Here is a 13,189-nt window from a genome sequence, read left to right on the forward strand (position 1 = left end):
TACCGGCTTTTCGAAACGATCGCGGGTCTAGACGTAGTTCTTCGTGAACGCGTCGATGAAGTCCTTGAGCTTGCCCTCGGTCTCGTCACTCAGTTCCCCAGCGTCGCGGATTGCCTTCAACAGATCCTGGCCGCTCGCCCGTACCTCGCGCAGCAGCGCCTGTTCGTAGTCGACGATGCCCGCGATCTCGATGTTGTCGAGATAGCCGTTCACGCCGGCATAGATAACGACCACCTGTTCCTCGACCGGCAGCGGCGAATACTGATCCTGCTTGAGAACCTCGGTCAGCCGCGCGCCGCGGCTCAGGAGCCGCTGTGTCGCCGCGTCGAGATCCGAGGCGAACTGCGCGAAGGCCGCCATTTCGCGGTATTGCGCGAGCTCCAGCTTGATCTTGCCGGCGACCTGTTTCATCGATTTGACCTGCGCGGCCGAGCCGACGCGGCTCACCGAAAGGCCGACATTCAGGGCCGGGCGGACACCGGAGAAGAACAAATCGGTCTCGAGGAAGATCTGGCCGTCGGTGATCGAAATCACGTTGGTCGGGATGTAGGCGGAAACATCGTTGGCCTGAGTCTCGATGATAGGCAGCGCGGTCAGGGAGCCGCTGCCGAAATCCTTGTTCATCTTGGCGGCCCGTTCGAGCAACCGGGAATGGAGATAGAAGACGTCGCCGGGATAGGCCTCGCGTCCCGGCGGCCGGCGCAGCAACAGCGACATCTGACGATAGGCGACCGCCTGCTTCGACAGATCGTCGTAGACGATCACCGCATGCATGCCGTTGTCGCGGAAATACTCGCCGATCGTGCAGCCCGTGTAGGGGGCCAGGAATTGCAGCGGCGCGGGCTCGGAAGCGGTGGCCGCGATGACCACCGAGTATTCCATCGCCCCGTTGTCCTCGAGTGTCTTGACGATCTGCGCCACCGTCGAGCGCTTTTGGCCGATGGCGACATAGATGCAATAAAGCTTCTTCGATTCGTCGTCGCCGACATTGATCGATTTCTGATTGAGGAACGTATCGATGGCGATCGCAGTCTTGCCGGTCTGACGGTCGCCGATGATCAATTCGCGCTGCCCGCGACCGACTGGGATCAGGGCGTCGATGGCCTTGAGGCCGGTCTGCATCGGCTCGTGGACCGACTGACGCGGAATGATTCCGGGGGCCTTGACTTCGACCCGTTTGATCTCGACCTCGCCGAGCGGACCCTTGCCGTCGATCGGGTTGCCGAGGGCATCGACGACGCGGCCGAGCAAGGCTCGTCCGGTCGGCACCTCGACGATGGCGCCGGTGCGCTTGACCAAATCGCCTTCCCCAATATTACGGTCGTCGCCGAAGATGACGATACCGACGTTGTCGGTTTCGAGGTTGAGCGCCATGCCCCTGGTGCCGTCCGCGAACTCGACCATCTCGCCGGCGCGAACCTTGTCGAGGCCATAGACGCGGGCGATGCCGTCGCCGACGGACAACACTTGGCCGACCTCGGCGACATCGGCTTCCTTGTCAAACCCGGCGATCTGTTCCTTCAGAATCGCGGAGATTTCGGCGGCGCGGATTTCCATCAGCTAACCCCTTTCATTGTAAGCTGGAGACGCTGCAATTTGGTCTTGAGAGAATTGTCGATCATGCGCGACCCGACCTTGACGATAAGCCCGCCAATAATGTCGGGGTCGACGCGCGTATTCATCGCCACCTTGCCGCCGACCGAACGGCGCAGGACATCGTCGATCGAGGCCAATTGCGCCTCCGTCAGCGGCACCGCCGACGTCACCTCGGCGGTGACCTCACCACGGCGCTCCGCAAGCAAGGCGCGGTAGGCCGAGATCATCGCCGGCAGGGTGAAAAGACGGCGATTTTCGGCGACCACGGCGACGAATCGCCGCACCAGATCCGAAATGCCCGCCAGCTCGAGGACCGCGGCGATTGCCTGAGCCTGCTGGACGCGGGTGAAGACCGGGGACCGGATGAGAAGGCGGAGATCGGCGCTATCCGTGATCAGCTGGCCGACACTGTCGAGGTCCGACTTCACCGCATCGAGCAGTTTACGCTCGTCGGCGAGGTCGTAGAGCGCGGTCGCATAGCGTCCCGCGATCCCAGATACGCCTGTCACGTCGGATGCCACCCTGGCGTTCCCCTTTTTTGGCCTTTGTCGGAAGCCGCTAACTCATTGAATTCAAAGAGTATAGCGCAAACACGAGCGGGGCGGCGCGGGCCGCCCCCAAAACGCGCGTCTAGGTATCATACTCATCTCCCCCATGCAAGCCGAGTCCCCCTTCCGCAACGCGCCGAAAACCGCCCTTTTCCTGCGGCGAATCGACGCCGCGCGGTGCCGTCACAGAAAGCTGTAGGGGCCGATGTCGACATGCAGGCGGACGCCGCCCGGCACCTTGATCTGACCCAACCAGTGGCGCATCAAGCCCTGAATATCGATATCCAATCTGGTCCGCACCAGCAGGCGGCGCCGGTGACGGCCGCGCAATAACGACAGCGGCGCCGGCGCCGGCCCCAGGGTCTCGATGCCGTCACCAGATGGCGCCACCCGGCCGAGCCCCGCCGCCACCGCTTCGACCCGGCCGACGTCGCGACCGCTGACCACAACCGCCGCCAACCGGCCATAGGGCGGCCAGTGGCGCGCCTTGCGGTCAGCCGCCTCGGCCTCGAGAAAGCGATCGCGATCGCCGCTGAGCAAGCCTTCGATGACCGGGTGGTGGGGCTGGAAGGTCTGCAGCAGCACGCGGCCCGGGCGTTCGGCGCGGCCGGCCCGGCCGGCGACCTGGTAGAGCAGCTGAAAGGTCCGTTCGGCGGCGCGCAGGTCGCCACCGGACAGGCCGAGATCGGCATCGACGACGCCGACCAGGGTCAGCATCGGAAAATGGTGGCCTTTGGCGATGATCTGGGTCCCGATCAACAGGTCGATTTCGTGGTCGACGATGCGGCGGATCACCTCTGCGGCGGCGGCGGGACCACGAACGGTATCGCTCGCGACAACAGCGATGCGGGCCTCGGGTAGGAGCGCCGCCGCCTCCTCGGCGATGCGCTCGACGCCGGGGCCACAGGCGGCGAAGCTGTCCGCGGCGCCGCATTCGGGGCAACTGCCGGGCAGGACCGCGCCATAGCCGCAATGGTGGCATTGCAGCCGCCGCGATAGGCGATGCTCGACGAGCCACGCGGTGCAGCGCGGACAGTGCAGGCGGTGGCCGCAGTGGCGGCACAGGGTCAGCGGCGCATAGCCGCGGCGGTTCAGGAACAGCATGGCCTGTTCGCCGGCGCCCAGCACCTCGCACAGCGCTTCCCGCAGCGGCGGCGACAGCCACGCTTGTCGCGGCGGCGGATCGGCACGAAGATCGACGGCTGAGATATCCGGTAGCGATGCTGTGCCGTGACGGTGAGGCAGGTGAAGGTAGCCGTAGCGCCCGCGCTGGACGTTGGTCATCGTCTCCAGCGACGGCGTCGCCGAGACCAGTACGATCGGGCACTCGCCGAGCTGCGCGCGCACCACCGCCATATCGCGGGCGTGGTAGACGACGCCTTCCTCCTGCTTGTAGGACGCATCATGCTCTTCGTCGACGACGATCAGTCCGAGATTTTCGAAGGGCAGGAACAGGGCCGATCGCGCGCCGACGACGAGGCGAATCGTGCCGTCGGCGACCGCGCGCCAGGCGGCGCGTCGGGTCGCCTGGGTGAGGTCCGAATGCCATTCGGCCGGCCGCGCGCCGAAGCGGTCCTCGAAACGCGCCAGCCATTGCGCGCTGAGCGCGATTTCCGGCAACAGCACGAGCACCTGGCCGCCGGCCTCGAGAGCGGCGGCGATGGCCTCGAAGTAGACTTCGGTCTTGCCCGATCCGGTGACCCCGTCGAGTACCGAAACGGCGAACCGGGCGGCCCCGACGCTGGCGACGAGGCGTGCCGCCGCGCCACCCTGCTCGACCGACAGCTCCGGGCCGGGCCATTTCGGATCGGGAACCGGCCAGCGCGGGCCGAATGTGGCCTGGCCCACATCCAATAGACCCGCCGCCGCCAGCCCCTTGACCACGGAGGTGCCGACGCCGGCGGCGCGGGCGAGATCGGCGGCACTGCGCGGGGGGCCGTCGGCCGCCTCCTCGAGGACCCGTTGCCGCGCCGGCGTCATTCTGAATCCGTCGCCCGGCGTTTGGGCGGATCGCGCGAAGACGGTCTTCGGGCGCGGCGGATGCAGCGCGTCGGGCACGCTCATCGCCATGCGCAAAACCGCGCCGGGGTTGTACAGGGTGTAATCGGCAACCCAATCGACGAAGGCGCGCATGGCGGCCGGCATCGGCGGTACGTCGAGAACCGCTTCGATGTCCTTCAGCCTGGTCTCTTCGATATCGTGACCGCCCGGACCCCAGACCACGCCATTCGCCCGGCGGCTGCCCAGAGGGACCTCGACGAAGCTGCCGGACCCGACCGTCAAGTCGGCCGGCACCCGATAGTCGTAGGGGCCCGCGATCGGCAGCGGCAACATCACCTGGACCCGCGCCCCGGCGCCGAATGTTTCCGTGTTCCTGGTATCCCGATTCGCCATGGGCTATACACTAAAGAAGGATTTCCGCGGCGGCCAACGATGCCGTAGCGGGCCCTGTCGATGGGGGAAAGGATAGGTTCATGAAGTTTTTTGTCGACACCGCCGATCTTGACGAAATTCGCGACCTCGCCGCGACCGGCTTGCTTGACGGCGTCACCACCAACCCCTCCCTGGTGGCCAAGACGGGGCGTGATTTTTTCGACGTCCTGAAGGAAATCTGCGAGGTCGTCGATGGACCGGTCAGCGCCGAAGTAACGGCGACCGATCACGAAACGATGCTGCGGGAAGGCCGCAAACTGGCCGCGCGCGCCGACAACATCGCGGTCAAGGTGCCGCTGACCCCGGATGGGCTGAAAACCTGCAAGGCGTTATCGTCGGATGGCATCATGGTCAACGTGACCCTTTGTTTCTCCGCGGCGCAGGCGATTTTGGCCGCCAAGGCCGGCGCCAGTTTCATTTCGCCATTCGTTGGCCGGCTTGATGACGTGGCGACCGACGGCATGCAACTGATCGCCGATATCGTTCAGATCTATGAGAACTACCCCTACTTCCAAACCGAGGTGCTGGTCGCCTCCGTCCGTCATCCGATTCATGTCGTCGAGGCGGCGAAGATGGGCGCGCATGTCGCGACCGTGCCACCCGATGTCATGCGCAAGCTGTTCAACCATCCCTTGACCGACAAAGGTCTGGCCGCGTTCCTTGCCGACTGGGAGAAATCCGGTCAGTCGATCCTGTGAGCGGGGAGCGGGGCGAATGACATGAGCAAGATCGAAACCGACAAGGCCAAACCGGCAGCCCCGGCGGGCGAAAGGAAATTGACGGCGTCGGAAGTTGTCGATTACTTGGCCGAACATCGCGATTTCCTGTCGCGCCGCCCCGAACTGCTCAGCGAGTTACTGCCGCCGTCTCGTTTCGGGCGCAGCACCGTGGTCGATTTCCAGCAGGCGATGGTGCAGAACCTGCAAGGCCGGCTGCACGAGCAAGAGGAGCGCCACCAGGACCTGATCGCCACCAGTCGCGCCAATCTCTCGGTTCAAAACCGCGTTCACGAGGCTGTTCTGACGCTGTTGTCGGCGCGCACGTTCGAACACCTGATCGAGATCGTCACAACGGATCTTGCCATCCAAATGGATGTCGACGTGGTCACCGTCTGCGTCGAAGGCGAACGCGACCGGCTGCCGAGCGCTGTCGGATCGGTGGTTCACGTGCTTGCCCCCGGCACCGTCGATCGGCTGCTTGGGCCCGGACGGAACGTGTTCCTGCAACGGCGCATGACCGACGAGGCGACCATGTTCGGCCCGGCCGCACGGCTGGTCGCTTCCGCCGCGTTCCTGAGGCTGACCGTGAGCCCGGCGACACCCCCCGGCCTTCTTTGTCTTGGGTCGCGATTGGAGGACAAATTCCACAACGGACAGGGCACCGAACTGCTTATCTTCCTCGCCCGTGTCATCGAATATTCGATCAACGCATGGCTCGACCTGCCACCGAAATAGACTACCGCGCGGCGGCCGATGCGCGCGCCGCGATCATCGACTGGCAGCACTGGCTGACCGCCGAAAAACGCGTATCGCCTCACACCCTGGACGCCTACAGCCGCGACTTGGACGCGTTCTTCGCCTTTTTGACCGACCATTTCGGCGCCCGACCCGGCCTCCTGGCCCTCGGCGCCCTGACGACGCGTGACATCCGCGCGTGGCTGGCCCATCGCGCGGCGGCGGGACTCGACAATGCCTCGACCGCGCGGGCGCTGTCGACGTTACGCAATTTCTTTCGCTTTCTCGACCGCCGCGGCCATGTCCACAACGCGTCAATCGCCCACATTCGTGCGCCGCGCATCCGGCGGTCGGTGCCGAAACCCCTCTCCGTCGGCGATGCCGAGGATTCGGTGGTCGCCATCGGAGACCTCAGCGACACGCCATGGATCGCCAAGCGCGATGTCGCATTGCTGACGCTGCTATATGGCTGCGGCTTGCGCCTCGGCGAGGCGTTGAGCCTCAGGCGGCGCGACCTCCCGCGGGAGGAAACCATGATCGTCACCGGCAAAGGGCGGAAGGATAGGGTCGTACCCGTGCTGCCGGTGGTGCGGGAGGCCATGGCGGCCTATGTGGCGGCCTGCCCTCACACGCTGAGCGCGGACGGTCCATTGTTTGTCGGCGCCCGCGGTGGCCCGCTCAACCCCTCCGTCGTCCAACGCCAGGTGCGCAAACTGCGGGCCTGGCTGGGCCTGCCCGAGAGCGCGACACCGCACGCCCTGCGCCATTCCTTCGCCACCCATTTGCTGGCCGAAGGCGGCGACCTGCGGGCCATTCAGGAACTCCTCGGCCATGCCTCGCTGTCGACGACCCAACGCTACACCGCGGTCGATATCGAGCGTCTGGCGAAAGTACACCGGGCCGCCCATCCGCGAGCGCGCAACTGACCCATCCAATCGCGATGGCCGGGGCGTCAATGGTCGGAGTCGGGTCCCTTTTGTGTTAGAATGGCAGCGCTATTCGATGCTGTATCTCGTGATTGGGGAGGCTCGGCAATGCTAAGCAAGTGGATGGTCTTGGTTGTAGCAGCAATCACGTTCACGATGACCGGTACATACGCGCCCCCGGTCACCGCCGCCGATGACATGGAGCGGACCTACACGATCAAGCGCAACGGCAGCAAGATCGGCACCTTGACCCACAAGGTCACCCGTCGCGGTGATTCCCTGACCTTCGAATCGGACACTAGAATCGCGGTCAAGGAGCTCGATATCACCCTTTACCACCGGGACAACAAATTCCGTTCGGTGTGGCATAAGGGCGAACTCGAGTCGTTTTCCAGCGACACCGATATCCAGGGCAAGAACTCGCATATCGCCGGCATCAGGCACGGCGACCGACTTGTCATCACCGGGCCCGACGGCACTGCCGACGCGCCCAACAAAAGCATCCCCAACACGTACTGGAACATTGCCACCGTCGACGCGACCCACCTGATCAATAAGGAAAACGGCGCCATTCAGGAAATCGACATCAGCAAGGTGCAGTCCAAGGACATCATGGCCGGCGGCAAGAAGGTCGAAGCCCAGCACTTTCTAATGACCGGCGGTCAAAACCAAAGCCTCTACTACGACGACGGCGGGACCTGGCTCGGCACCGTGTTTCGCCACTCCGGCGGCAACCTGATCGAGATCGTGCTCGAATAGCCGGAGCCGACGTCAACGGGAACGCGGCGGGATCGTGGTTCGCGCGCACCGAAGCCGTCCCCCCGGTAGGCGTAAGCGCCGCTTCGTGCTTCTCATTGCCGTTCGCGCGGCGCACAATGTGACCCTATCCACGCCACTGGGACATGGTGGGAGGTGGTAATGATCATCTATCCGGATATCGAATTGCGGAAAGGCCGCTGCGTCAATCTCGAACGCGGAAGCATGGACACCCCGGTGGTCTATGAGATCGATCCCGTCGATGCCGCTTGCGACTTCGCCGCCCAGGGCGCGCAATGGCTTCATGTCGTCGATCTCGACGCGGTCTTCGATGACGGAGACAACGCCGCCATTATCGAAGAGATTATCGAGAAATCCGGTTGCCCGGTTCAGGTCGGCGGCGCAATCAGGACGATGGACAAGGCGAGGCGGTGGATCGATGGCGGCGCGCAGCGTGTCGTCATCGCGACCGCCGCGGTAAAATATCCGCACTTCGTGAAGGAAGCGGCCACCGCCTTTCCCGATCAGGTCGTTGTCAGCGTCGACGCCCGCGCCGGCAAGGTAGTCGTCGAAGGGTGGCGGGAGGCGACGGTGTTTACACCGCTCGAGTTCGCCCGCCAGTTCGAGGATGTGGCGCTAGCGGCGATCATTTATACCGACATCGACCGCGACGAGAACGCGCCCGAGAGCAGCATGTCCTATACGACGGACTTGGCGGAAGAGTTGGAAATCCCGGTTATCGCGAGCGGCGTCGTCAAGTCGCTGGACGATATCTCGACGTTGAAATACCTGCCCAACATATCCGGCGCGATCACCAGCCGGGCCCTGTTCGGCGGTGTTTTCAAGCTGTCCGAGGCAATCGAGATTGCGGCCGCGCCGGCGGGGGCCACGGCGCCGTTCGTTTAGGTGCGCGTCACGACGGGATCGAATCGGTTTGCGGGTGCGCGTGGGTGGCGGTCTCCCCACGGCCGATACGGGAGGCGATCTACGGCCGGAAGAAGACCCCGTCGACCTGAAGCTGGCGCTTGAGGTGTCGGCTGTAATAGCCGGGAATGAAGAGGTGAGGCGCGAAACCGCGGCGAGTGAGCGCGGCGAAGAGGATTTCGAACGTCGCCTCGCCCCGGTAAAGCGGGAGCAGTGACATTTCGAGCTGGAATCCGGCGATGCGGTGGATGACACCCTCGCAACCCGCGACCACTTGCCGCTCATAGCCCTGCGTGTCGACCTTGATCATGACCCGGTCTTGGGCGCGCGCATAATCTTCGAAAACATCATCGAGACGGACGATCGGGACCTCTTCTCGTCCGACATAGGCCGAGCTTGGCGAGGATGCGAGGAACTCCGGGTCGAATTCGAGAATCGAGCTCATGTCCGGCTCGGCGGATCGATTGATGGTCGCCGTGCCGTCGGTATCGCCGATTGCCAAGCGTGGCGCGACGTCCCAATCCGCGTCCTCGCTCGCGGCCGCGACGAGCGCGTCCCAGGCGTCGGCCAGGGGCTCGAACGAAACGATTCGGCCGTCATAGCCGGATCGCCGCAGACAGGTGGCGTACTGGCCGACATTGGCGCCAACATCGAAGACCAGCGATACGCCCTGGGCGCGCAGGATATCGACCAGCTCGGCCCAATGGAGCGAAAGCTCGGCTCCACCGTTCATCGTCCGGTCGCGTCGCGCCATGAGGCGACCTTGCGGGCGAGACGCTCGTCGAAACGGTCCCAGTGGACGACGTAGCGTTGATGGCGGCCGCGCCCGATCTCCTCCAATTCGTCGCGCGCCACCACTTCGAACGTCAGCTTCTGTCCCTCACGGGCGACAAGCTCGGCATCGACGGTGACCGCCATGCCGATCGGCGTCGCGGCGCTGTGGGAGACATCGACATGGATGCCGAGACTTCCTTCGCCGGCCTCGAGGTGCGTCGCGATCGCGTCGACGCAGGCCCATTCCATCAATCCGACCATGAATCCGGTCGCAAAGACGCGAGGCATCGAACGGATGATTTCCGATTCCGGAAAAATTTCCGGCACCGCCTTCGAATCGGACACGGTGAACGTATGGCTGTGGGTCAGTCCCACGGCGAGGCTATCTTTCATTCCGTACCCCTTTTCCTTGCTCGTCCGAAGCGTGCCTTGAGCGGCGCCAGCCGTCGCCTGATCCAGTCCATGGCTTGCTTTTCCAAGGTCTCGAAGCGGGCGAAGCGTTCGGGATAGCGCTGCCGCAGCCAACGCCGGACGCGCTGGCGCACCAGCCGCGCCCGGGCCGAGCCGAGCGACAGGAAATAGACGCCAACCAACAGGAACAGGATCCCCTGCAGGATTGGCAGGAACAAACCGGCGATACCGAGTAGGACGAAAATCCATCCCAACGACAGCAGCGCCGCCCGTTTCCACTTCGATGGCCGGCGGACGGGATCGGTTCCGGAATTCGTCATCGAAGCCCGGCCGCGGGCGCTACATGTGTATGGCGCGCTTGGCGACGTCGAGAGCCGCTTCCTTGACCGCCTCGTTGTAGGTCGGGTGACCGTGGAAGGAACGCGCGAGGTCCTCCGCCGAGCCGCCGAATTCCATCAACACGACGACCTCGTGAATCATGTCGCCGGCCTCGGGACCAATGATATGGGCGCCGAGGACCCGATCGGTCTTGGCATCGGCGAGGATCTTGACCATGCCGTCGCTCTGCATGTTGCAGCGCGCCCGGCTGTTTGCCATGAAGGGGAACTTGCCGACCTTGTACGCGACCCCCGCTTCCTTGAGCTGTTCCTCGGTTTTGCCGACCGCGGCGACCTCGGGCCAGGTATAGACGATGCCCGGCACGGTCTCGTAATTGACGTGTCCGGCGCCGCCGGCCAGCATTTCGCTGACGGCAACGCCCTCCTCCTCCGCCTTGTGCGCCAGCATCGGCCCGCGCACGACGTCTCCGATGGCGTAGATACCGTCGACATTGGTCTTGAAGTGATCGTCGATGACGACGAACCCGCGCTGATCGGTCTCAACGCCGACATCGGCGAGGCCCAATCCTTCGGTATGGGGCCGCCGTCCGATCGACACCAGGACCGCATCGCCGGTGAGTTCCTCGGCGTCGCCGCCGGCGGCCGGCTCGACGGTGAGCGCGACCCCGGCATCGGTCACCTTGGCCGCCGTGACCTTGGTGCCGAGACGGAAAACGATGCCCTGGCGCTTGAGAATGCGTTGAAAATTCTTGCCGATCTCGCCGTCCATGCCGGGGACGATGCGGTCGAGAAACTCGACCACGGTGACCTTGGCGCCGAGCCGCCGCCACACCGAACCCAGCTCGAGCCCGATATACCCGCCGCCGACCACGATCAGGTGGCCGGGAACCGGGGACAGCGACAGGGCCCCGGTCGACGACACCACCTTATTCTCATCGATCTCGACTCCCGGCAACGGCATGACGTCGGACCCGGTGGCGATAACGATATTCTTGGTCTTGAGCACCTTGCCGTCGTCGACCGCGACCTCGCCCGGCGCGGTGATCCGGCCCGCGCCCTTGACGTAGTCGACCTTGTTCTTCTTGAACAGAAACTCGACGCCCTTGGTCAAATCGGCGACCACCTTGTCCTTGTGCTTGAGCATGCCGTCGAGGTCGAGTTCGACATTGCCGGCCTTGATGCCGAGCGCGGCAAAGGCGTGGTTGGCCTCCTCGAATTTTTCCGACGCGTTGAGCAATGCCTTCGACGGAATGCAACCGACGTTGAGGCAGGTGCCGCCGAGGGCGCCCCGCTTTTCGACGCAGGCGGTCTTGAGGCCGAGTTGCGCGGCGCGAATGGCACAGACATAGCCGCCGGGGCCGCCGCCGACGACAACAAGATCATAGGTATCGCTCATCGCATATCGCCTTTGCTAGCCGCGGCGGAACCGGTGCCCAAGAATTCGGGAACCTTGCCACCGTAGACCTCATGAACAGTCGTACGCTGATCGCCGCGGAGAAATCCCGCCGCCAAAATTCCCGCGACCGTCTCCTGATACTCCGCCGAGGAAGCGAGGCCCGCGATCGATTCGGCGTCGTCCCACAACGTCATCGTAATCCATTCCTCGCCCTGGCAGGCGAACATCACGCCACGATTGCCGGCCTGTCGCCGCAGCACCGGCAGCGATATGTCGTTGGCAAAACTCTGCAACTCACCAAGCCGGTCGCGGTCGAATTGGGTCGTCCAGATACGCGCGATCATGCTGCGGCCGCGGGTCGGCTACATGTCGAGTAGGATGCGTTCGGGATCCTCGAGACATTCCTTGACCCGAACCAGGAAGGTCACCGCTTCGCGGCCGTCGATGACGCGGTGGTCATAGGACAGCGCCAGATACATCATCGGCCGCGGCTCGACCTTGTCGCCGACCACCATCGGCCGCATCATCGTCTTGTGCATGCCGAGAATGCCGGATTGCGGCGTGTTGAGGATCGGTGTCGACATCAACGAGCCATAGACGCCGCCGTTCGAGATGGTGAAGGTGCCGCCGCTGAGATCCTCCATGGTCAATTTACCGTCGCGCGCCTTGCGCCCGAGCTCGGCGATCGTGCCCTCGATTTCGGCGAATGACATTTTGTCGGCATCGCGAACGACAGGAACGACCAAGCCCTGGGGCGTGCCCACGGCGACGCCAAGATCATAGTGGTTCTTGTACACGATCTCGTCGCCGTCGATTGACGCGTTGACCGCCGGGATCTCCTTGAGCGCGATGATCGACGCCCGGGCGAAGAACGACATGAAACCAAGCCGCACGCCGTGCTTCTTCTCGAAGGCGTCCTTGTGGGTTGCGCGCAGCGCCATCACCCGCGTCATGTCGACCTCGTTGAACGTGGTCAGCATCGCCGCTGTGTTCTGCGCCTCCTTGAGACGCTCGGCGATGCGCTTGCGGAGCCGGGTCATGCGCACCCGCTCCTCGCGCGGGTCCGCCGCGGCGGCAGGCGCCGGCGCTGCATCGGCCTTGGCCGGCGCGGCCTCTGCTTTCGCCGGCTCGGGCATTGCGGCTTTCTTTTCGAGATAGTCGAGTACGTCGCCCTTGGTCAGCCGGCCGTTCTTACCGCTCGCCGGAATGGCCGCCGGATCGAGGTCGTTTTCGGCGACCAGACGCTGCACCGCGGGTGATAGCGGCGCCTCGCCTTCGTCGGCCGCAGCGGCGGGTTGCGGGTCCTCGGCCGGCGCGGGCTCGGGTGTGGTCTCCGGCTTTTTCTCGCTCGCTTCCGCCGCGGCCGGTGCGGCCGCTTTACCGTCGGCATCTCCAATCATGCCAAGAACGGCGCCGACCTCGACTTCGGCGCCTTCTTCCGCCTTGATCTCGACCAGCGCGCCGCCGACCGGCGCCGGCACCTCGACGGTGACCTTGTCGGTTTCCAACTCGACCAGCGGATCGTCGACCGAAAACGGTTCACCGACGGCCTTGAACCACTTCGCCACCGTGGCCTCGGAAATGGACTCGCCAAGCGTCGGGACGATGAGTTCGGTGGCCATGATATTGCGCC

14 protein-coding genes are annotated in these 13,189 nt (G+C 64.4%); 5 read left to right on the plus strand and 9 right to left on the minus strand.

Translation table 11 applies throughout. From position 1 onward, the window contains the following. Positions 1 to 27 precede the first annotated feature (27 nt). From GY791_13790 to GY791_13800, 3 genes are all read right to left on the minus strand, one after another. Positions 28 to 1,557, minus strand: coding sequence for a F0F1 ATP synthase subunit alpha (locus GY791_13790; GenBank protein MCP4329494.1), 1,530 nt, complete (start codon positions 1,555 to 1,557; stop codon positions 28 to 30). Further along, the gene (locus GY791_13795; protein ID MCP4329495.1) at positions 1,557 to 2,117 is read right to left on the minus strand and encodes a F0F1 ATP synthase subunit delta; all 561 of its coding nucleotides are present in this window, start codon (positions 2,115 to 2,117) and stop codon (positions 1,557 to 1,559) included. The genes GY791_13790 and GY791_13795 overlap by 1 nt, the downstream gene beginning before the upstream one ends. 210 nt (positions 2,118 to 2,327) lie before the next feature. Then, positions 2,328 to 4,538 carry a primosomal protein N' gene (locus GY791_13800; GenBank protein MCP4329496.1) on the minus strand — a complete coding sequence of 737 codons (2,211 nt, stop codon included), beginning with the start codon at positions 4,536 to 4,538 and terminating at the stop codon, positions 2,328 to 2,330. A gap of 80 nt (positions 4,539 to 4,618) precedes the next feature. Here GY791_13800 and fsa point away from each other — a divergent pair, with 80 nt between their 5' ends. The 5 genes from fsa (at position 4,619) to GY791_13825 (ending at position 8,619) form a co-directional block, all read left to right on the plus strand. Beyond that, positions 4,619 to 5,275, plus strand: a complete 657-nt coding sequence (fsa, locus tag GY791_13805; GenBank protein MCP4329497.1) for a fructose-6-phosphate aldolase — start codon at positions 4,619 to 4,621, stop codon at positions 5,273 to 5,275. A 21-nt stretch (positions 5,276 to 5,296) separates the two neighbouring features. Continuing rightward, complete coding sequence (locus GY791_13810; GenBank protein ID MCP4329498.1) at positions 5,297 to 6,031, plus strand: DUF484 family protein; 735 nt, start codon at positions 5,297 to 5,299, stop codon at positions 6,029 to 6,031. Then, the gene (locus GY791_13815; GenBank protein ID MCP4329499.1) at positions 6,007 to 6,957 is read left to right on the plus strand and encodes a tyrosine recombinase XerC; all 951 of its coding nucleotides are present in this window, start codon (positions 6,007 to 6,009) and stop codon (positions 6,955 to 6,957) included. Before GY791_13810 ends, GY791_13815 begins: the two co-directional genes overlap by 25 nt. 108 nt (positions 6,958 to 7,065) lie before the next feature. Then, the gene (locus tag GY791_13820; protein MCP4329500.1) at positions 7,066 to 7,716 is read left to right on the plus strand and encodes a hypothetical protein; all 651 of its coding nucleotides are present in this window, start codon (positions 7,066 to 7,068) and stop codon (positions 7,714 to 7,716) included. 159 nt (positions 7,717 to 7,875) lie between these two features. Further along, complete coding sequence (locus GY791_13825; protein MCP4329501.1) at positions 7,876 to 8,619, plus strand: 1-(5-phosphoribosyl)-5-[(5-phosphoribosylamino)methylideneamino] imidazole-4-carboxamide isomerase; 744 nt, start codon at positions 7,876 to 7,878, stop codon at positions 8,617 to 8,619. 79 nt (positions 8,620 to 8,698) lie between these two features. Here GY791_13825 and GY791_13830 read toward each other — a convergent pair whose 3' ends face one another. Genes GY791_13830 through odhB form a run of 6 tightly spaced genes read right to left on the minus strand, consistent with a single transcriptional unit; the run spans position 8,699 to position 13,178 of the window. Next, positions 8,699 to 9,391, minus strand: coding sequence for an FkbM family methyltransferase (locus GY791_13830; GenBank protein MCP4329502.1), 693 nt, complete (start codon positions 9,389 to 9,391; stop codon positions 8,699 to 8,701). Then, entirely contained in the window at positions 9,367 to 9,804 is a 438-nt protein-coding gene (locus GY791_13835) for a thioesterase family protein (GenBank protein ID MCP4329503.1), read from the minus strand. Before GY791_13835 ends, GY791_13830 begins: the two co-directional genes overlap by 25 nt. Next, positions 9,801 to 10,142, minus strand: a complete 342-nt coding sequence (locus tag GY791_13840; GenBank protein ID MCP4329504.1) for a DUF454 domain-containing protein — start codon at positions 10,140 to 10,142, stop codon at positions 9,801 to 9,803. Before GY791_13840 ends, GY791_13835 begins: the two co-directional genes overlap by 4 nt. A gap of 19 nt (positions 10,143 to 10,161) precedes the next feature. Next, positions 10,162 to 11,556 carry a dihydrolipoyl dehydrogenase gene (locus tag GY791_13845; protein ID MCP4329505.1) on the minus strand — a complete coding sequence of 465 codons (1,395 nt, stop codon included), beginning with the start codon at positions 11,554 to 11,556 and terminating at the stop codon, positions 10,162 to 10,164. Continuing rightward, positions 11,553 to 11,900, minus strand: coding sequence for a hypothetical protein (locus GY791_13850; GenBank protein ID MCP4329506.1), 348 nt, complete (start codon positions 11,898 to 11,900; stop codon positions 11,553 to 11,555). The genes GY791_13845 and GY791_13850 overlap by 4 nt, the downstream gene beginning before the upstream one ends. Before the next feature lie 18 nt (positions 11,901 to 11,918). Then, complete coding sequence (odhB, locus tag GY791_13855; GenBank protein MCP4329507.1) at positions 11,919 to 13,178, minus strand: 2-oxoglutarate dehydrogenase complex dihydrolipoyllysine-residue succinyltransferase; 1,260 nt, start codon at positions 13,176 to 13,178, stop codon at positions 11,919 to 11,921. Positions 13,179 to 13,189 lie beyond the last annotated feature (11 nt).

The organism is Alphaproteobacteria bacterium, assembly GCA_024244705.1.
GTDB lineage: Bacteria > Pseudomonadota > Alphaproteobacteria > JAAEOK01 > JAAEOK01 > JAAEOK01.